The sequence below is a fragment of the uncultured Marinobacter sp. genome (assembly GCF_947488835.1).
Classification (GTDB): Bacteria; Pseudomonadota; Gammaproteobacteria; order Pseudomonadales; family Oleiphilaceae; genus Marinobacter.
Genome location: NZ_CANLBK010000002.1, coordinates 336,539 through 356,757 on the forward strand (window position 1 = coordinate 336,539; position 20,219 = coordinate 356,757).

The 20,219-nt window shown below is 55.7% G+C and carries 17 protein-coding genes; 6 read left to right on the forward strand and 11 right to left on the reverse strand.

Annotated features, from left to right (window positions below; genetic code table 11):
- Position 1: 1 nt before the first annotated feature.
- The 9 genes from Q0824_RS10550 to Q0824_RS10590 form a co-directional block, all read right to left on the reverse strand.
- Positions 2 to 580 (reverse strand): peroxidase-related enzyme, encoded by a 579-nt coding sequence (locus tag Q0824_RS10550; RefSeq protein ID WP_298450137.1) that lies wholly within the window; start codon positions 578 to 580, stop codon positions 2 to 4.
- 9 nt (positions 581 to 589) lie between these two features.
- A complete protein-coding gene (locus Q0824_RS10555; protein WP_298450138.1) occupies positions 590 to 1,489 on the reverse strand; it encodes a hydroxymethylglutaryl-CoA lyase in 900 nt (299 codons plus the stop codon).
- Positions 1,489 to 3,492, reverse strand: coding sequence for an acetyl/propionyl/methylcrotonyl-CoA carboxylase subunit alpha (locus tag Q0824_RS10560; RefSeq protein WP_298450140.1), 2,004 nt, complete (start codon positions 3,490 to 3,492; stop codon positions 1,489 to 1,491). Before Q0824_RS10560 ends, Q0824_RS10555 begins: the two co-directional genes overlap by 1 nt.
- A gap of 1 nt (position 3,493) precedes the next feature.
- The gene (locus Q0824_RS10565) at positions 3,494 to 4,318 is read right to left on the reverse strand and encodes an enoyl-CoA hydratase/isomerase family protein (RefSeq protein ID WP_298450142.1); all 825 of its coding nucleotides are present in this window, start codon (positions 4,316 to 4,318) and stop codon (positions 3,494 to 3,496) included.
- 14 nt (positions 4,319 to 4,332) lie between these two features.
- On the reverse strand, positions 4,333 to 5,940 hold the full coding sequence (locus tag Q0824_RS10570; protein ID WP_298450144.1) for a carboxyl transferase domain-containing protein: 1,608 nt from the start codon (positions 5,938 to 5,940) through the stop codon (positions 4,333 to 4,335).
- Between the two features lie 285 nt (positions 5,941 to 6,225).
- On the reverse strand, positions 6,226 to 7,392 hold the full coding sequence (locus tag Q0824_RS10575) for an isovaleryl-CoA dehydrogenase (protein ID WP_298450146.1): 1,167 nt from the start codon (positions 7,390 to 7,392) through the stop codon (positions 6,226 to 6,228).
- A gap of 68 nt (positions 7,393 to 7,460) precedes the next feature.
- Positions 7,461 to 7,907, reverse strand: a complete 447-nt coding sequence (locus Q0824_RS10580; RefSeq protein ID WP_298450148.1) for a MerR family DNA-binding transcriptional regulator — start codon at positions 7,905 to 7,907, stop codon at positions 7,461 to 7,463.
- Between the two features lie 194 nt (positions 7,908 to 8,101).
- Complete coding sequence (locus Q0824_RS10585; protein ID WP_298450150.1) at positions 8,102 to 9,685, reverse strand: fatty acyl-CoA synthetase; 1,584 nt, start codon at positions 9,683 to 9,685, stop codon at positions 8,102 to 8,104.
- A gap of 133 nt (positions 9,686 to 9,818) precedes the next feature.
- A complete protein-coding gene (locus Q0824_RS10590; RefSeq protein ID WP_298450152.1) occupies positions 9,819 to 10,832 on the reverse strand; it encodes an AraC family transcriptional regulator in 1,014 nt (337 codons plus the stop codon).
- A gap of 147 nt (positions 10,833 to 10,979) precedes the next feature.
- Between Q0824_RS10590 and Q0824_RS10595 the strand changes: the two genes are divergently transcribed.
- The 5 genes from Q0824_RS10595 to Q0824_RS10615 all read left to right on the forward strand — a co-directional run bounded on the left by Q0824_RS10595 (position 10,980) and on the right by Q0824_RS10615 (position 16,774).
- Entirely contained in the window at positions 10,980 to 12,122 is a 1,143-nt protein-coding gene (locus Q0824_RS10595; protein ID WP_298450154.1) for an acyl-CoA dehydrogenase family protein, read from the forward strand.
- A 49-nt stretch (positions 12,123 to 12,171) separates the two neighbouring features.
- A complete protein-coding gene (bktB, locus tag Q0824_RS10600) occupies positions 12,172 to 13,359 on the forward strand; it encodes a beta-ketothiolase BktB (RefSeq protein WP_298450156.1) in 1,188 nt (395 codons plus the stop codon).
- Positions 13,360 to 13,480: 121 nt separating this feature from the next.
- On the forward strand, positions 13,481 to 14,242 hold the full coding sequence (locus Q0824_RS10605) for an SDR family NAD(P)-dependent oxidoreductase (RefSeq protein WP_298450158.1): 762 nt from the start codon (positions 13,481 to 13,483) through the stop codon (positions 14,240 to 14,242).
- A gap of 25 nt (positions 14,243 to 14,267) precedes the next feature.
- On the forward strand, positions 14,268 to 15,416 hold the full coding sequence (locus Q0824_RS10610; protein ID WP_298450159.1) for an acyl-CoA dehydrogenase family protein: 1,149 nt from the start codon (positions 14,268 to 14,270) through the stop codon (positions 15,414 to 15,416).
- Between the two features lie 176 nt (positions 15,417 to 15,592).
- Positions 15,593 to 16,774, forward strand: coding sequence for an acetyl-CoA C-acyltransferase (locus Q0824_RS10615; RefSeq protein ID WP_298450160.1), 1,182 nt, complete (start codon positions 15,593 to 15,595; stop codon positions 16,772 to 16,774).
- 46 nt (positions 16,775 to 16,820) lie between these two features.
- Here Q0824_RS10615 and Q0824_RS10620 read toward each other — a convergent pair whose 3' ends face one another.
- Together Q0824_RS10620 and ilvG are read right to left on the reverse strand one after the other, a co-directional pair.
- A complete protein-coding gene (locus tag Q0824_RS10620; RefSeq protein WP_298450161.1) occupies positions 16,821 to 17,102 on the reverse strand; it encodes an ACT domain-containing protein in 282 nt (93 codons plus the stop codon).
- Entirely contained in the window at positions 17,099 to 18,799 is a 1,701-nt protein-coding gene (ilvG, locus tag Q0824_RS10625) for an acetolactate synthase 2 catalytic subunit (protein WP_298450162.1), read from the reverse strand. Before ilvG ends, Q0824_RS10620 begins: the two co-directional genes overlap by 4 nt.
- A 333-nt stretch (positions 18,800 to 19,132) precedes the next feature.
- On the opposite strand from ilvG, the gene Q0824_RS10630 reads away from it, so the two are divergent.
- On the forward strand, positions 19,133 to 20,215 hold the full coding sequence (locus Q0824_RS10630; RefSeq protein WP_298450163.1) for an efflux RND transporter periplasmic adaptor subunit: 1,083 nt from the start codon (positions 19,133 to 19,135) through the stop codon (positions 20,213 to 20,215).
- The last annotated feature ends 4 nt before the right edge of the window (positions 20,216 to 20,219 follow it).

The window sequence follows — 20,219 nt, forward strand, 5'->3', positions numbered from 1 at the left end:
GTTATCGGCTTTGGCTGTGGTACTCGGGATTTGGGCGCATGTCACTGGCAATGGCGACGCGGTTGGTCATGTTGTAAAAGCCCACAAGCTGGCTCAGATCCCAGATGGCACGATCGCTGAAACCTGCGTCTCTTAATGCTTGTACATCATCTTCGGTAACCGTTGCCGGGGTGCGGGTAAGCAGCGACGCAAAGTCGAGCATGGCACGCTGGCGCTTATCCAGCCTTGCTGTGCGGTAATTCATCACCAAATGCTCTCCCAACGTGGGATCGCCGCTCATAACCCGCACGGCTGCACCGTGAGCGACCAGGCAGTAGAAGCATTTGTTCTCTGACGAGACCACTACGGCGATCATTTCCCGCTCCAGCTTGCTGAGTTCGCTCTCACCCATCATCAACTCGTTGTAGAGACGCGAAAAACCATCCAGCTGCTTCAGGTTATGGGTAAAAACTGTCAACACATTGGGAACCATGCCCAGCTTCTCAATACAGATATTGAAGTAGCTTTTGACATCCTCCGGCAGGTCTTTCATGTCGGGAATATCGAGATCCAACGCGATCAAATCTTTTTTGTTATCCATGCCAGATCCTTAAGGTTGAAGAGCTTGGCCCACTTTTGAGCCGTTGTGTCGGTTGAGCACGTTGCTGATCCATCGGCCAGTGGCCACAAGCCTGTCCAGGTCTACGCCCGTGCTGATGCCAAGGCCGTTGAGCATATAGAGAACGTCTTCAGTGGCGACGTTGCCGGAAGCGCCCTTGGCATAGGGGCAGCCGCCAAGGCCGGCCACTGAGGCGTCAAAAACTGCGACGCCTTCTTCCAGTACTGCATAGAGATTTGCCAACGCCTGTCCGTAGGTGTCGTGAAAGTGAGCCGCCACGTGCTCCACGGGTACGTGTTTGGTGACTGCCTCAAGCATGCGCTTGGCTTTCAGTGGCGTACCAACGCCAATGGTGTCGCCCAGTGAGATTTCATAGCAGCCCATGTCGGCCAGATCTTTGGCCACCTTTGCTACCTGTTCTGGAGAAATTTCTCCCTCGTAGGGGCATCCCAGTACTGTAGAAACATAACCACGTACCGGGATCTTGTGCTTCTGAGCTGCTTCAACCACAGGCAGGAAGCGCTCCAGACTTTCTGCAATAGAGCAGTTAATGTTCTTCTGGCTGAAGGATTCTGAGGCTGCAGCGAATACCGCCACTTCGTCGACGCCCGCCGCCAGAGCATTCTCAAAACCTCTGAGGTTTGGGGTGAGCACCGAGTAACGAACGCCGGCTTTGCGCTTGATGCCCGCCATCACTTCAGCGGCATCGCCCATTTGCGGCACCCATTTTGGTGACACAAAGCTGGCGGATTCGATGTGGGTGAGGCCGCAATCTGCAAGCCGTTCGATCAGCCCGGTTTTTATGTCTGTGGCGATCACCGGGCCCGACTCGTTCTGCAGGCCGTCCCGGGGACTCATTTCAACCAGTCGCGCCTGTATGGGAAAGGCCATTAGCCTGCCTCCTCACTGTCTGACTCGTTGATCTCAATAGCAATCAGCTCCGCGCCTTCTGAAACCTGCTCACCTTCGGCGAAGAAGATTTCGCTGACCACGCCGTCTGCCGGAGCCTTGATGGCATGCTCCATCTTCATGGCTTCCATGATGACCAGAGTTTGGCCGGCTGTAACCGTGTCGCCCACCTTGGCCTGTACCGCCACAATTGCGCCGTTCATGGGTGCCGTCAGGCCGCCCTCCGGAGCCATGTCTTCTGACGCGTAGTTTTCCTGGTAGAGGATGCACTGGAAGGTGTCACCTTCGTAGAAGAGCACGAGCTGGTCATTGTGCAAGTTGCCGTGAATGCTGATCCTGTGGCCATCGACCACCGCCTGAAGAGCGTCGTCTTCAAGCTTTGCGGTGAGGTTGTATTCGCTGCCATCCACGGACACTTGGTAGCGATCATCCTTTTCCAGAATTTTCAGCTCGTGTATCTCGTCGCCTACCTGCAACTGCAGGGGCTGGGCGTATTCCGAGTTCAGGCGCCAGCTGTTGCGACGACCGAATGGCGACCAGGGATCGGTGCTCACAGACTCGACGGATTTGCGTTTTTCCAATACAAAACCAGCAGCCAGCACCAGCGCTTTATGGGTATCGAGTTTCGATTTCGGGAACAGCAATTCCCGGTGGCTGTCGATAAAGCCGGTTGTCAGGTCGGCTTCCCGGAAGGGTTGTGAGTCGGCCAGCGCGTGCAGGAAGCGGATGTTGGTTTTCACCCCGGCAATCCGATAATGCTCCAGAGCCTGAACCATGCGGTTGATGGCCTGCTCACGGGTTTCGTCCCACACGATCAGTTTGGCGATCATTGGGTCGTAATGAATGCTGATTTCATCACCTTCGATCACCCCGGTATCGACCCGCACATGGGCGCTTTCGTCAGGCGTGCTCAGGTAACGCAGGTTGCCGGTGGCAGGCAGGAAATCCTGATCCGGGTCTTCAGCATAAATGCGGGCTTCCAGGGCATGGCCACGGGTTTTCACCTGTGACTGTTCCAGCGGCAGGGGCTCACGCCAAGCAACTTTCAACTGCCATTCCACCAAGTCCTGGCCGGTCACCATTTCGGTCACCGGGTGCTCTACCTGCAGGCGGGTGTTCATTTCCATGAAGAAGAAGGAACCGTCCACATCGTAGAGAAACTCTACGGTGCCGGCGCCTACGTAGTTGATCGCCTGGGCCGCTTTTACAGCAGCATCGCCCATGGCTTTGCGGGTTTCTTCGCTCAGGCCCGGTGCCGGGGCTTCTTCCAGAACTTTCTGGTGACGACGCTGAACCGAGCAGTCGCGCTCGGCCAGATACACGCCGTTGCCGCTTTGGTCACAGAACACCTGGATTTCAACGTGGCGTGGCTGGGTCAGATAGCGCTCTATTAGCATGTCCGGGTTGCCGAAGGCGTTCTTTGCTTCGCGCTTGGCAGCGGCCAGAGCATCATCAAACTCACCGATGTTCTCCACTACCCGCATGCCTTTACCACCGCCACCGGCGACGGCTTTCAGCAGTAGCGGGAAGCCGCATTTTTCAGCCTCGACACGCAGGGTTTCGGGACTCTGGTCGTCGCCGTGATAGCCAGGCACCAAGGGTACGCCGGCTTTTTCCATGATGGCTTTGGCAGCGGATTTAGAGCCCATGGCTGCAATGGCTGAAGACGGTGGGCCGATGAATACGATGCCGTTGGCCTCACAGGCTTCGGCAAATCCGGTGTTCTCGGAAAGAAAACCGTAGCCTGGGTGGATAGCCTGTGCGCCACTCTGCTTGGCAATCTCAATGATTTTGTCACTACGCAGATAGCTTTCTGAGCTTGGCGCCGGGCCAATGTGGAAGGCTTCGTCTGCCATGGAAACGTGGAGGGCGTTGGCGTCTGCATCGGAATAAACAGCGACGCAGCGGATACCCATGCGGTGTGCGGTCTGGATAATCCGGCAGGCGATTTCGCCCCGGTTGGCAATAAGGATTTTGCTGAACATATCAGTTGCTCTCCGGAATCCAGTTGGCGCGGCGTTTATTTAGGAAGGCGCTTAGCCCTTCCTGACCTTCTTCGCCTACGCGAATATCAGCAATGCGGTGCGCAGTGTCGTCTATCACAGTGTTATCGATGGGCTTTTGGCTGACCGCAAACACAAGGTCTTTTGCGGCGTTCATAGCTTCCGGGCCATTCTGGGCAAGCTGCTTCAGCATCTCGTCACAACGGGCGTTCATGGCGTCAATGTCGTCGCAGACAATATGCACAAGGCCGAACTGCTCAGCCTCCCGGGCATTGAACACTTCCGCTGAAATGAAGTAGCGGCGGGCCTGTCGTTCGCCAATAGCCCGCACCACATAAGGGCTAATCACTGCGGGAATCAGGCCCAGCTTGACCTCACTCAGGCAAAAGCTGGATGTTTCTGAAGCAATCACAATGTCGCAACAGGCAGCAAGGCCGACGGCGCCACCGTAGGCTGCACCCTGAACAAGGCCGATGACGGGCTTGCTGAGATGATTGAGGCAGTCCATCAGGCGCGCGAGTTGGCGGGAGTCGTCGAGGTTTTCTTGCTGGCTGTTGTCTGCCATGCGGCGCATCCAGCCGAGGTCGGCTCCGGCGGAGAAGTGTTTACCTTCTGAGCGCAGGATGACCACGTTGGTTTCGGCGTCGGCATTCACTTCTGTGAATGCGCTGATCAGTTGCTGGATGATCACGTCATCAAAGGCGTTGCGTTTGTCGGGACGATTCAGCACGACTTCCGTCACGCCCTGGGCGCGACGATTGAGTAGAACGGCCGATTCCTGTTCATTCTGAACGTTGGTGTTTGTCATGGTCGTCTCCCCGATTACATCCGGAACACGCCGAAGCGCGTGGGCTTCGCCGGCCGGTTGAGGGTGGCAGAGAGGCTGAGGGCAACCACTTCCCGGGTTTGTGCCGGGTCGATTACGCCGTCGTCCCACAATCGGGCGCTCGCGAAGTAGGGGTGGCCCTGTTCTTCGTAGGTATCGGTAATCGGCTTTTTGAACGCAGCTTCTTCCTCGGCGCTCCATTCCTGGCCTTTTCGTTCCATTCCATCACGACGAACCTGAGCCAGTACGCCAGCGGCCTGTTCGCCGCCCATTACCGAGATGCGGGCGTTTGGCCACATCCACAGGAAATCCGGGCTGTAGGCGCGGCCACACATGCCGTAGTTGCCGGCGCCGTAGCTACCGCCGATCAGTACGGTAATCTTGGGTACGTTGGCGCAGGCCACGGCCATGACCATTTTGGCGCCGTGCTTGGCGATGCCTTCGGCTTCGTACTTCTGGCCAACCATAAAGCCGGTAATGTTCTGCAGGAACAGCAGCGGGATGTTGCGTTGGCAGCAGAGTTCAATGAAGTGCGCGCCTTTTTGGGCGGACTCACTGAACAAGATGCCGTTGTTGGCGATGATGCCTACGGGGTAGCCGTGTATGTGGGCAAAGCCGGTGACCAGGGTTTGGCCGTAGTAGCGTTTGAATTCGTCGAATTCGGAGCCGTCTACGGTGCGGGCAATTACATCGCGCACGTCGAAGGGTTTACGCAGGTCGGTGCCGACGATGCCGTAGATTTCGCTGGGATCGTACAGAGGTGCTTTGGGTTTGCGGATCTCTACCGGAACCGGTTTTTTGCGGTTGAGGTTGGAGACGCAGCGGCGAGCAATCTCCAGCGCGTGGGCGTCGTTTTCGGCGTAGTGATCGGCCACGCCGGAGGTTTTGCAGTGTACGTCGGCACCGCCGAGGTCTTCTGCAGTAACGACTTCACCTGTGGCAGCTTTTACCAGGGGTGGGCCGGCCAGGAAGATGGTGCCCTGGTTGCGCACGATGATGGATTCATCGGCCATGGCGGGCACGTAGGCGCCACCGGCGGTGCACAGGCCCATTACGACGGCAATCTGAGGGATGTCGTCGGCAGACATGCGGGCCTGGTTGTAGAAGATGCGGCCGAAGTGATCGCGGTCGGGGAAGACTTCATCTTGCCTCGGCAGGTTGGCGCCGCCGGAGTCTACCAGGTAGATGCAGGGCAGGCGGTTTTCCAGGGCGATTTCCTGGGCGCGCAGGTGTTTTTTCACCGTGAGCGGGTAGTAGCTGCCGCCTTTTACGGTGGCATCGTTGGCGATGATCATGCATTCGGTGCCGGAGACGCGGCCTACGCCGGCGATTACTCCGGCTGCGGGGACTTCTTCACCGTAGACGTTGTAGGCGGCGAATTGGCCGATTTCTAGAAACGGCGAGCCGTCGTCCAGGAGGCGGTTGATGCGGTCTCTTGGGAGTAGTTTTCCGCGGGCGATGTGGCGTTCCTGGTAGGAGGGGCCGCCGCCTTGCTGGATGGTAGAGACTTTTTCCTGCAGGTCTGCAACGGCTTCTGCCATGGCTGCCTGTTTGGCCTGAAACTCTTCAGAGCGGGGGTTTATTTTGCTTTGCAGTATCGTCATTTTTCCTGGCCTCGATTTTCGGGGCGGCGGGCCTGGCGGGGCGTCTTTCCGGGAAACGCTACGAGCACCCCTTGCGGGGTCCGGCCAGCAATCACAGATTGCTGTCGTTCGGCTGCGCATGAAGCTCCGCTTCATAAACGCTTGCCTTACCCATGTGCGCTTGACTGTGGCCGTCCATGGCCACAGACATTCCCGGAAAGACGCCCCGCCAGGCCCTCGTCGAACTTGGGTGCTGGCCGTCCAAAACTATTTCGCTTTGGCGGGTGTCTGGATCGAAGCTACAGCTTAGTTGTTCAGGAACAGTTCCCGCCCAATCAGCATACGGCGGATTTCGGATGTACCTGCGCCGATTTCATACAGCTTGGCATCCCGCAGCAATCGACCTGTGGGGTAGTCGTTGATGTAGCCGTTACCGCCGAGAAGCTGGATGGCATCCAAGGCCAGTTTTGTGGCCATTTCGGCGGAGTAGAGAATCGCGCCGGCGGAGTCTTTGCGGGTGGTTTCGCCTCGGTCTGCTGACATGGCCACCATGTAAACATAGGACTTGGCGGTGTTCATCCAGGTGTACATATCGGCTACTTTCCCCTGCACCAGTTGGAATTCGCCGATGGCTTTTTCGAACTGTTTGCGTTCGCGGATGTAGGGAACCACAACGTCCATGGCGGCTTGCATGAGGCCCAACGGGCCGCCGGAGAGGACGAGGCGTTCGTAGTCGAGGCCGCTCATGAGTACGCGGGCGCCGCGGCCTACTTCACCGAGTACGTTTTCTTTGGGCACTTTGCAGTCCTGGAAGACCAGTTCGCAGGTGTTGGAGCCGCGCATGCCGAGTTTGTCGAGTTTCTGGTGGCGGCTGAAGCCTTCGTAGTCGCGCTCTACGATGAAGGCGGTAACGCCTTTGGAGCCGGCTTTCGGGTCGGTTTTGGCGTAGATAACGTAAACGTTGGCGTCTGGGCCGTTGGTGATCCACATTTTGTTGCCGTTGAGCACATAGTGGTCCCCGGCATCTTTGGCGCTCAGCTTCATGGAGATTACGTCGGAGCCTGCGTTGGGCTCAGACATGGCCAGGGCGCCGATATGGTCGCCGCTGACGAGTTTGGGCAGGTATTTCTGCTTTTGCTCTTCGGTTCCGTTTTTGTGTATTTGGTTTACGCATAGGTTTGAGTGGGCGCCGTAAGACAGGCCAACGGATGCAGAGGCGCGGCTGATTTCTTCCATGGCGATCACGTGGGCGAGGTAGCCCATGTCGGAGCCGCCGTAGGCTTCATCTACGGTAATACCCAGCAACCCCATGTCGCCGAATTTTTTCCAGAGGTCCATGGGGAACTCGTTGGTGCGGTCGATTTCTTCAGCGCGGGGCGCGATCTCGGCGGCGGCGAAGCGGTTTACTTGTTCACGCAGGCTGTCGAGGGTTTCACCAAGGCCGAAGTTGAGTTCTGAGTATTGTGATTTCATGTGTTTGCCTTTTTGTTCTGTCCGATTCGAATTTGGGTGCAGGGCACTGCGCCAGCTGTTGGTTGATATCAGCTTTGTTCGGCGGGGTGTCCAGGTTGCTCGATTGTAGATTCGTGTTGCTGCTTCTTTTTCTGTAGTTCTGCAAGAGCTTCCCTGCAGTGGGCTTCTCTTGTATTGATTTCCAGTTCTGCCATAGCAATATCGGCTTTCTGCTGTTCGATGTGCGCTCGTTTTTCGTCCAGTATTGACAGCATTTTCAGGAGCTGCTTTTCGTTACCGGAGAGGGTCTCATCCCAGAGGTCGAATGTTTCTTTGGTTTCAGCAAGTGAAAAGCCCATGCGTTTGCCACGGAGGATCAGCTTCAGGCGAACTCTGTCTGTGGTGCTGAAAATGCGTGTTTGCCCCCGCCGTGTAGGCTTCAGCAGGCCCTGGTCTTCATAAAACCGGATGCTGCGGGTGGTCACATCGAACTCGCTGGCAAGCTCGCTGATGCTGAACGTTTGCTTTTCGGTCATGGTGGTATCCTCTTTTAAACTAGATTAGAGGAAGTTTACGTTAACGTAAAGTGGTTTGGCGGCGGAATCTGGCGCTCAAATGATTTGCGGTTGGCGGTGTTGAGGAGGGTGGCGGCTAAGGCCGAGCACAAAGGCTGTCAGTAAACTGGGCTCACCCCGAAGAGAAGGAGTGAGCCAAGCTAGCGTGTAACGTCTTAGGAGAGGTCTTCTCTGAGCTTTCTCTTCAGCAGTTTCCCCGCCGTATTTTTCGGCAGCTGATCTACAAAGTGGATGTGTTTCGGCACTTTGAAGCTGGCGAGTTTGGCGCGGGCATGGCTCATCAAGGCGTCTGAATCTTCGGTGTATCCGTCTCTGAGTACTACAACCGCGCAGATGGCTTCTATCCACTTTTCATCGGGTACGCCAATCACAGCCACTTCTGCAACGGATTCATGTTGATAGAGAGCTTCTTCCACATCACGGCTGGCAACCAGAACACCGCCGGTATTCACCACGTCTTTAATGCGGTCAACGATGTAGATATAGCCTTCTTCATCCTGGTAACCCAGGTCGCCAGAATGGAACCAGCCATCTTTGAAGGCTTCTTCGGTTGCTTCGGGTTTGGCCCAGTAACCGACCATCAATTGAGGTGACTGGTGCACCAGTTCGCCTTGTTCTCCAGGCTGGCAATCTTTACCGGTTACCGGGTCCACAATGCGGGTCATCACAGTTTGCATAGGGCGGCCGGCAGAGGAAGGCCGTTCCGCATGTTCCTCAGGTAGCAGTACCGTTGCCAGAGGTGCGATTTCACTTTGGCCGTAGCAGTTGTAGAGGCCTGCGCCCGGCAGTTTTTCACCCAGCTCCTTTACGACCTGGCCTGGCATGATGGAGGCGCCGTAGTAGAGCTTGTCCATATGCTGGAGTTTTTCCGGGTTGAACTGCGGGTTCTGCAGCAATGCAATCCAAACAGTGGGTGGCGCGAAAAAGGCATTGAGTTGTTCGCTGGCCAATAGCCCGAGAATGGCGTCCGGTGTTGGTGTATTGATCAACCGGCTGTAACCGCCACTGAGCAGCATGGGCATGGAAAACACATGCATTTGTGCAGAGTGGTACAGTGGCAAGGCCGCGAGAGAGCGGACACTGGCGCGAATATCCAGATGGTACTGGCAAGCGCTGTAGTGGCTCATCAGCGAGCGGTGGGTGTGCATGGCGCCTTTGGGATCGGAGGTTGTTCCGGAGGTATAAAGAATCTGCACAACGTCTGTATCTGAAATCTCAACGTCCGGTGCAGTGTCTTCGCCAGCCGCAAGTGCGAGCTCCAGGACATCCGGGGCGGTGTCGTTCTGCCCGCCGTGAAGGGTTCCGTAAACACTAACCTCGACTGTGCTTTTAACTGCATCCACCTGCGGTTGCAGATCCGTATCGAAAAACAGGGCCTTGCAACCAGATTGATTCACTACATAGGTTAGCTCTTTGCCAATTAGCGCGTAGTTAACAGGAACATGAATCAGCCCGGCTTGTGTGCAGGCAAGCCAAAGTAACAGGTAGGCGTCGGAGTTTTTGCCATAAGCACCAACACGATCACCTTTGGTGAGCCCGAGCTCGATAAGGCGGTGAGCCAAGCGGTTTGAGGCTGTGTGAATGTCGGTATAGGTCCAGGTTCTGTCGTCGAATGCCAAGGCGGTGCGCATGCTGTGAGTGCGCGCAGAGCGGGCGAAGGCATCGCCTATGGTGTTGCGCAGTGCCCGGGCAATGCCCGCTGGCAGAGAGCTGGAGGCAGTTGTGCTGTGGTTGTTCATGCAAGTACCTCTTTTGGTGTTTTTATATTGGTATGGCTGGCATTAACTCAAAGAAGCGCTAGCTTGGGGAATGACCTGTCAGGTCGAAATAATTGACCCAATCAGCCAAGTAGATGCGCTTCTCACATGATTGTTAGTCAGCCCATTGCGACGGGGACTTGCCCGTCCAGCGTTTGAAGGCACGGCAGAAAGAGGCGGTTTCCGAGAAGCCAACTCGCTCGCTGATGTCCGCGATGCTGAGGTTTTCTGTGCTCATGAGTTTTATCGCATACTCCCTCCGCAGGCTGTTTTTGATCAGGCGTAGGGAGGTGCCTTCTTCTTGTAACTTACGGCCTATACTTCTGGGTGTCATGTGCAATAGCTCTGCAATGTCACCCAGGCTGGGCATGTTGCTCAGGCTCTTGCTTGCCAGCAAGGCGCGAACACGGTTGCGCAGGCTATCGTCGTTGTCAGGCCTGTGCAGAATGTAGGCTGGAGCTTCCTTCAGAAAGGTTTCCAGCTCTGCTTCGCTCCGGGTAATGGGCAGTTGCAAGTATTTTTCGTGGAGAGAGAAGCCGCACACAGATTCTTCAAACTGCAATTCAGTCGGGAACATGGCGTGATACTCGTTAACATGTTTCGGCGCGGGATAACTGAAGCAGGTTGTCGCGAATGGGATCTGTTGGTCCACCAGCCAGCAGGCGAATCTTTGCCACATAAGAAGCAGGAACTCCTGAAGCATGTGGTCTGTATCCTGGCGGGCGTCTTCGAGGCTAAGGCGGAAAAACACCAGTTTGTTGCTGTCGCTTTCTCCCAAACCTATGTCGACATTATTGCAGGCGATGCTGTAAACCCGGGCACTTTTGCGAAGCACTGCCCCGAGGGAAGCGGAATCAAGGCAGTAGTCGGCCATCAATGCGAAGGTGCCGTTTTTGCAGGGGCTGGTGGATAACCCCAGGAACTCATCGCGGGTTGCCCGCCACACGCTCTTAATAAGCTGGGTGAGCTGTTGTTCCGTAATCAGCTTCTCGGGTTTATTCAGCCATCCATTAGGAATCCCGGCGCTAGCCAGCAGTGTACCTTTGCTCAACCCCTGCCTTTCGGCGCCGCGGATTGAGGCCTGGAGGTAGTGGTTCGCGATGTGGGCTACAGATTGCGATTTGGGCATGTCTACCGTTGATCAAGTGCGCATTGTGTCAATTTTTTCGGCTTGTACAGCCATTCCCGAAGAGCAGGATAACCCTTTAAATGGTTGGCTGCCTGAATAATCAGACGACTAACCGGTTTGCTAGCATGGCTATTTGAGAGGTTACCTATGTCCGGACACCAAGACGATACCGCGCTGTTTCATGAAATGATCAACCGGGTTCTTGATAAGGAAATTGCACCGCATTATGACGAGTGGGAGGAGCAATCCGCTATTCCACGCCCGGTTTGGAATACGCTGGGGCAAGCCGGCATGCTTGGTATTGATATGCCGGAAGAGTACGGAGGCGCAGCTGCCAGTTTCGAAATCTCACAGCTGGCGATCTCCGAAATAGCTCGAAAGGGTTTTGGTGGCCTGGCCGGTGGCTATAACATCCACGCCAATATAGTCATGCCCTATATTTTGCATCTTGGTACGGACGCCCAGAAAGAACGCTATCTCCCGGGAATGATCCAGGGTGACATTCTCAGTGCAATTGCCATGACAGAACCGGGTGCAGGCAGTGATCTGGCGGCTATGCGCACCACCGCGCAGCGCACAGATGATGGCTATGTCATCAATGGTGCCAAGGTGTTTATCACTAACGGTTTGCAGGCGGAGCTGGTGATAGTGTGTGCCAAAACCGACCCTCAAGCCGGCGCCAAGGGCGTCTCTCTCTTCCTTGTGGATGCCAGCCTGCCCGGGTTCTCCCGTGGTAAAGGCATCCGTAAAATAGGCCAGCATGCCAGCGATACGGCAGAGCTGTTTTTCTCTGATCTGGTGGTGCCCCACGACGCACTGCTTGGCGAGGAAGGCAAGGGCTTTGCCTATCTGATGCAAGAGTTGCCCCGCGAACGTCTGGGTGTGGCTGCCCAAGCGGTGGGCGCAACTGAGGGTGTACTGGCGTTGACTCTGGACTATGTGCAAGAGCGGCATGCGTTTGGTCAACGGGTTGCGGATTTTCAGAACACTCGGTTCAAGCTGGCCGAAGCGAAAGCGCGGCTTGAAGTAGGAAAAGCCTATCTGAACCAGTGCATCGGGAACTACCTGAACGGTGAAATGGGGCCAACGGAAGCTGCCATTCTCAAACTGATGCTCACGGAAATGCAGTGCGATATCGCCAATGAGTGCTTGCAGCTATTTGGTGGCTACGGGTATACCGTGGAGTACCCTGTGTCGCGATTTTTTGTGGATGCCCGCGTGCAGACAATCTACGCCGGCACCTCGGAAATTATGAAAGAAGTGATTGCCCGCTCCATGCTGGGCAAATAGATTATGCGCTCTGTGGAATTCCAGTCATCCAAATCTTGAGGAACGATCAATGAAACTTACTGATGTTGTCATTCTCGACGGTGCCCGCACCGCGATTGGCGGTTTTGGCGGTAGCCTGAGCTCTTTGACCCCGGCTGAGCTTGGAACTTGCGCAGCCAAAGAAGCGATTAGCCGATCAGGCGTGCCTGCAGAAGATATCGACCATTCGGTATTCGGCCATATTATCCCCACTGGCCCCGCGGATGCTTATGTAGCTCGCCACATTGGCCTGAACTCTGGCCTGCAGAAAGGATCTGCTGCATTCAACGTAAACCGCCTCTGTGGTTCTGGCGTTCAGTCGGTTATCAGTGCCGCTCAGATGATCATGATGGGCGATAGCCAGATTACACTGGCTGGTGGTGCGGAAAGCATGAGCCAGGGTGCCTATGTGCTGCCCAACGTTCGCAAAGGCCTGCGCATGGGTGACGGGAAAGCGGTTGATATGACCCTGGGAACCCTCACCGACCCGTTTGGCAGCGGCCACATGGGCATGACGGCTGAGCGTATTGCCGAAAAGTACGGTTTAACCCGTGAAGATCTGGATGCCTTCTCAGCAGAAAGCCACCGTCGTGCGAGCCAGGCCATTGAGAACGGTTACTTCAAAGAGCAGATTGTGCCGGTAACTGTAAAACAGGGCCGCAAGGAAGTCGTTTTTGAGCAAGACGAGCACGTGCGTGCCGGAACCACAGCCGAAAGCCTTTCAAGCCTGAAGCCGGCCTTTACTAAAGACGGCATAGTTACTCCGGGTAACGCCTCAGGAATTAACGATGGTGCGGCCGCCATGGTACTGACCAGCGCCGCCGAAGCTGAAAAGCGCGGCCTGAAAGCCCGTGCACGTATTGTAGGATATGCCTTTGCCGGGGTAGACCCCAGCGTAATGGGCCTCGGCCCCATCCCGGCGGTACGAACCGTATTGGAGAAAACCGGCCTCAGCGTGGTAGATCTGGATGTGATCGAGTCCAACGAAGCTTTTGCAGCCCAGGCACTGGCGGTTAGCAAAGAACTTGGCTTGCCAGCGGATAAAGTGAACCCGAACGGTGGTGCAGTTGCTCTGGGTCACCCTGTGGGTGCTACCGGTTCCATCCTCATCGTTAAAACCATGGCCGAGCTTGAGCGCACTGGCGGCCGCTACGGCCTGATAACCATGTGCATTGGTGGAGGCCAGGGCATTGCGCTGATTATTGAGCGCATTAACTGATTAATTAGTTGGATTTCTTTTTACGGCTGAATTGGGTACAGTTTACGTTAACGTAAAGTGCGAGCTAGCCCAATTTAGCCAATAGCTGCCGATTAAAACCCCGAAACGAAGGGAGAAGTTGATGGAATTCAATAATGTACCGGCCATTGTGACAGGTGGAGCCTCAGGGCTTGGCGAGGGCGCAGCCCGCGCACTGGCGGCTGCTGGCTGCAAAGTAGCAATCTTCGACCTGCAAAAAGAGCAGGGCGAGAAAGTGGCTGCGGACATTGGCGGAATCTTTGTGCACTGCGATGTGAGCTCGGCGGAAAGCGCGGAAGCCGCGATAGCTAATGCCCGTGAAGCCCACGGCTTGTGTGGCATTGCTGTCAACTGCGCGGGTGTTGGCTGGGCGGGTAAAATCCTCGGTCGTGACGGTGTTATGCCGCTGGAGAACTTCAGTAAGGTTATTCAGATCAACCTGATCGGCACCTTCAATATTTTGAGGCTGGCGGCTGCCGATATGGCCCAGCGCGAACCTAACGCAGACGGTGAGCGCGGAGTCATTATCAACACAGCATCGGTTGCCGCTTACGAAGGACAGATCGGGCAGTCAGCATACAGCGCCTCCAAAGGTGGTGTTGTTGCCCTGACCATTCAATCGGCCCGGGAGCTGGCCCGCGAAGGCATTCGCGTGAACACCATTGCACCTGGCCTGTTCATGACACCCATGATGGCTGGCATGCCGCAAGAAGTTCAGGACAGCCTGGCCGCAACCCTGCCGTTTCCCCAGCGCCTGGGTAAGCCCGAAGAATTCGGCATGATGGTGGACCAGATGGTGCGTAACCCTATTCTGAACGGCGAAACTATCCGCCTGGATAGTGCTTTGCGCATGGCACCCAGATAAATCCGATTAAATACAGGAGAGCGCAATGACTAACTCAGTGGATCATGAAGAACTCGCTCTGTTCAGAGCGTCTGTCATCAAGGCTCTGGAAACAGAAGTTGCGCCCCATTACGAGGCCTGGGAGAAGTCCGGCCTTGTACCCCGTGAACTCTGGAACACCCTCGGCGATGCCGGCATGTTGTGTGTGGATATTCCTGAAGATTGCGGGGGCTGCGGCGCGCCTTTCCAATACTCCGTGGTAGTTGGCGAAGAGCTGGCCCGCATGGGGTATGGTGCGCTCTCCACCAACGTAATGGTGCATTCAGATATAGTCGCCCCCTACATCAGCCATCTTGGTAACGAAGCGCAAAAGCAGCAGTGGCTCCCCAAAATGGTGTCGGGCGAAGTGGTTGGCGCCATTGCCATGACCGAGCCGGGTGCCGGCAGTGATCTGCAGGCCATGCGCACCAGCGCGGTGCGAGACGGCGACGACTATATTCTGAACGGTTCAAAAACCTTCATCACCAATGGCCAGCATGCCGACATGGTGATTGTTGCGGCAAAAACCGATCCCTCTGCCGGCGCCAAAGGCATCAGCCTGTTTCTGGTAGACACTAGCCTGCCGGGATACAGTAAAGGCCGTAACATCGACAAAATCGGCCAGCACAGTGGCGACACCTCCGAGCTGTTCTTTTCTGATATGCGCGTTCCAGCCTCCGCACTGGTAGGGCAGGAGGGCAAAGGCTTTGCCTACCTGATGCAGGAATTGCCAAGGGAGCGACTGGTTATCGGCGCATTGGGCGTAGCAGCAGCCAGAGGTGCCTTGGACCTGACCATCGCCTACGCCCAGGAGCGGGAGTTGTTCGGCCAGAAACTGGCGCAACTACAGAACACCCGTTTTGAAATCGCGCGCATGGAAACCGACTATCAGATAAACAAAGCGTTTGTCTCCCAGTGCATCAGTCAGTACGAAGCGGGTGAACTGGACGCAGCAACTGCCTCCATGGCCAAGTACAGCGCCACGGAAATGCAGTGCCGAGTAGCGGATGGTTGCCTGCAGTTGTTCGGCGGTTATGGCTACACCACTGAATACCCCATTTCCCGCGCCTTTATGGATGCCCGCGTACAGCGCATTTACGGCGGCACTTCAGAAGTGATGAAAGAAATCATTGCCCGGTCTGTTTTAGGTCGTTAACCCCTATAAATCCGGCGGACAGATATAAACGTTGGCGAGGCAGGGGCGGGGCGGCCTTTCAGAAACCGTCAAAAGCCAAGGATGGCTTTTGTCGAGCGTACAGGGACGTATTCACAGCGTGTTTCTGAAAGGCCGCCCCGCCCCTGCCCGAACACCAAACATTGAGGACAATCGCCATGACAAGCGCTGATGTAGTAATAGCAGGCTCCGCCCGCACCCCCATGGGCGGCATGATGGGCTCCCTGAGTTCTGTGCGCTCTCCCGAGTTAGGGGCCACTGCCATCAAAGCTGCCATTGAACGCAGCGGACTGCAGCCAGTGGATGTTCAGGAAGTAATTATGGGCTGCGTATTGCCTGCCGGACTGGGACAGGCGCCTGCTCGCCAGGCTTCCCGTGGTGCAGGTATTCCAGACAGCTCCGGTTGCACCACTGTGAACAAGATGTGCGGCTCCGGCATGCAAGCAGTGATCATGGCCCATGACCAGATCAAAGCAGGCACCAACAACATCATGATTGCCGGCGGCATGGAGAACATGAGCCAGGCACCTTACCTCTTACCAAAAGCGCGCGGCGGTATGCGTATGGGCCACGGGCAGGTGATGGACAGCATGTTCCTCGACGGCCTTGAAGATGCCTACGAAGGCGGCCTGATGGGTGTGTTCGCGCAAAAGAGCGCAGACGATTACAAGATTACCCGCGAGCAGATGGACGACTTTGCCATTCGGTCACTGGAGCGCGCTAACGCAGCCATTAACAATAGCTGGTTTGAGCCGGAAATCTGCGCAGTTACCGTTTCTGGCCGCGGTGGCAATACCCAAGTGAGCGTTGACGAACAACCCGGAAATGCCCGCCCCGAGAAAATCCCCACATTGAAACCGGCCTTTAAAAAAGACGGCACAGTCACGGCAGCCAACGCCAGTTCCATCAGTGATGGTGCATCGGCTTTAGTGCTGGCGTCTGCTGAAGAAGCCAAAGCCCGTGGCCTGACTGCGCAAGCCAGGATTGTTGCCCACGCCACTCACGCCCAGCTGCCGGCCGAATTTACGCTGGCACCCATTGGTGCGATTGAGAAAGTTTTGAAAAAAGCCGGCTGGAGCAAAGACGATGTGGATCTTTACGAGATCAACGAAGCCTTTGCAGTGGTTTCTTTGCTGGCCATAAATGAGCTTGGGCTGGATGCAGAGAAGGTGAATGTGTACGGCGGCGCCTGTGCGCTCGGGCACCCCATTGGCTCATCCGGTTCTCGGATAATAATCACGCTCATCAACGCCCTCAAACAGAAAGGCCTGAAGCGTGGAGTGGCGTCTCTGTGCATAGGCGGCGGTGAAGCCACGGCCGTTGCTATAGAGCTACTCTGATAGATAGCCGGTTTATCGCAAGTGTGGCGCTAAACCGGCTGCTATGTCAGGCGATACGACTGGCAGCGGCCACCACCGGCGCTGCAAGCTTTACCTCCGCAACCGTATGCAGTTTTTCCAGCTGAGATTGAAGCATGGCAACTGGGCGAGTGCCCTGAATTGTCAGAGCGATGTTCAGCGCTCCGTCTGCTGAATCTACCGCCATTTTTGCAATCCTGAAACCACGAACGCGGACCACCTGGCACAGGCGCTCGAGCGCGGCCGCTTCATGGCTCATCCGGCAAGTAATGTTGTAGCTGGGCGCTTTACAGCTGCTCTCAGTGGTCATGCGATCTTCTCCTTTTTGTCCGCGGCAGTGCGGCGGGTTTCATCAATCATTTCCTTGTTACTTCCACCTGGCTTTACGATCGGCCACACGTTTTCTTCCCGGGCAATGGCTACGTGCAGCAGCATGGGGCCGTCATAAGCCAGTATGGTTTCAATGCCGCGCCGAACCTGATCGGTGCGATCAATCTTCAGGGCAGGGATATCGAAGGCTCGAGCCATGGCCACAAAATCCGGGTTGTCGTCGAGATTGATTTGGCTTTCCCGGTTGTTATAGAACAACTCCTGCTGTTGGCGAACCATGCCCAGGCACTGGTTATCCATAATGATCAGCTTAACGGGCAGGTTGTACCGGCGAATGGTCGCCAGCTCCTGAGCATTCATCATGAACGAGCCATCGCCGGTTACATTGATGACGGTGCTGTTGCGGTTCGCAAACTGCGCACCAATCGCCGCGGGTAACCCAAAGCCCATAGTGCCCAGGCCGCCGCTGGTTAAATGGTGCCGTGGGTGATCAAACTGATAATGCTGGGCAACCCACATTTGATGCTGACCAACGTCGCACGCAATGATCGTGTCGTCTGGTGCAGTACGGGAAAGCTGGCTGATGAATGCAGGGCCGGTTATGGGTGCCAGCGGCTCTTCGTTGTCGGCCGCTTGAAACCCACCAGTAGTGCGCCAGTTTTGGCACTGTTTGCGCCATTCGTTGATCGCTAGAGGTGTGTCTCTCAGAGCTTGCGTCAGTTCCTTGAGAATGACGTTAAGATCGCCTCGAATTGTGATTTCTGCCTTTCGCAGTTTGTTGAATTCAGCTGCATCAGCGTCAATGTGGATTGTTCTGGCATTTGGCGCGAAGCCATCAAGTTTGCCGGTGGCACGGTCATCCAGGCGTGCACCGATAACCAACAAAAGGTCGCACTCGTCTACCGCCCGGTTGGCAGCCCGGGAACCGTGCATGCCCAACATTCCCAAATTGTGGGCGCTATGTTTGCCAGCGTTTCCTATTCCCTTAAGCGTTACTACGGCGGGCAGCTCTGAACACTTGGCAAATTCCCGGAAGCTGTCTTCTGCATGTGCCAGGTTAATGCCCCCGCCACTGTAAAGCAGTGGTTTACGCGCTGCGCAAAGCAGAGCAATGGCATCACTGAGCTCGGGGCAGGTTGCTTGGGGCTGTGCCGGCATAGGTTCAGGCAAAACGGTTGTCTCTGCGAGCAGTACATCCTTGGGGATATCAATCCACACCGGCCCGGGTCGTCCGCTTTGCGCAAGTTCTATGGCTTCTTCAAGAATTCCGGGTAGTTCTTCTGCACTCTCAATCAGATAACTGTGCTTTACGATGCCCAGGGTCATTCCCAGAACATCCGTTTCCTGAAAAGCATCGGTTCCGATCAGTGCCGAGGGAACCTGGCCGGTGATAACCAGCATGGGAATCGAATCCTGATAGGCGTTTGCAACGCCGGTTATCAGGTTGGTAGCACCGGGGCCGGATGTGGCAATGCAAACCCCCAGCTTGCCACTAGCCCGAGCGTAACCGTCGGCAGCCAGAGCGCAGCCTTGTTCGTGGCGGCAAAGCACGTGCTCCACGCGTACATCGTCCACCAGCGCATCGTACAGCGGCATGATGCAGCCACCCGGATAACCAAATACCGTCTGGATGCTGTGGCGATGAAACGCTTCAAGAATGTGCTGTGCGCCGTTCATTTTCGTATTCCCTATTTTTTCTTCCGTAAAAAAGAAACCCCCGGGACCTTGCGGTGCCGGGGGTTTCTGGTGTTTTTGTCAGGTTTGTCGCTATCTCACCCGCTTATCCACGCAAAATCCCCCGGAAGGTAGCACTACCACCAGGACGAGCATTGCGAGAATAATTACTGAGTTGATGTTCATAAAACGACTATCTGCTCTGAATTCGTAAAAAGAATCTGTGTAGAATCTAACCCACGATTTGATCAGGTTGCAACCGTTTCGACCGTTTATTTTCAAGCAGACGTCGTTTTCGGACCATCGTTCACCAAATACAGGTTGTGTAGGTACTTAATGAGCAAAGTAAAATGGAATTCTCTGGGCCTGTCTTTGATCGTTGTGGTTGCCCTGATCATCTGGATGGTGACCGGCGAGGTTAAAGTCGCAAGCACCGATAAGCCTGCCGAGCCCGAAGCTGTAGAGCAAGAACTCACGCGGGTTGAGATTACGACACTCAACGCGCAGCTATATGAACCAGGGCTTTTGCTTCAGGGGCAATTGGAGCCCTGGAGTTCTGTAACGGTGAGTGCCCGGGTTGCCGGAACGGTAGAAACCATTGCGGCCAATCTTGGCGACTCAGTTCAAGCTGACGACGTACTTTTAACCCTATCCGAAGATGGTCGGCGTGCCGGGGTTCAGCGTTGGCAGGCACGGGTTAAAAAGCTGGAAGGTGATCTGGCTGCAGTACGAAGACTGGGTTCCAAAAATCTTGCATCGCAGTCTGAAACCCTTGGTGTAGAAAGCGACCTTGCGGCTGCCCGAGCAGAGTTGGAGGGTGCACAGCTTGCGGTTGCCCATCTAACGCCCAGAGCGCCGTTTGATGGGTTGATAAACCGCAAGGAGGTTGAGGCCGGCAGCCTGGTTCAGGTTGGTTCGCCCTTGTATGAATTGGTTCGAATCGACAGGCTCAAAGCCAATGGACAAGTACCCCAGCAATCCGTTGCTCAGGTGGCGCCGGGCCAGAAGGTAAGGGTGCGCCCTTTGGATGGAGAAGCTCTGGACGGTGTGGTTACGTTTGTCGCGAGTGCTGCAAACCCTGAGACACGAAGCTTTGCCATAGAGATCGCTGTGGAAAATCCCGACCATAAACGTATAGCTGGCGGTAGCGCTAACTTTCGTGTTGCGTTGGAGGATGTCCAGGCCACGTTTATTTCCCCGGCTTACCTCACCCTTGGGGACGATGGGCGCCCGGGGGTGAAGTACGTTGATGACCAAAACAGGGTCGTATTTCGCACGGTGAAATTGCTCAGTGTGTCCACTGACGGTGCTTGGGTTACGGGCTTACCTGATGCGACCCGCCTGATTACTCGGGGCGCGGGCTTTGTTAATGAGGGCGAGCAAGTTGAGCCTGTAGACGCTTCCGACGAGCGGGGCTGAGCCG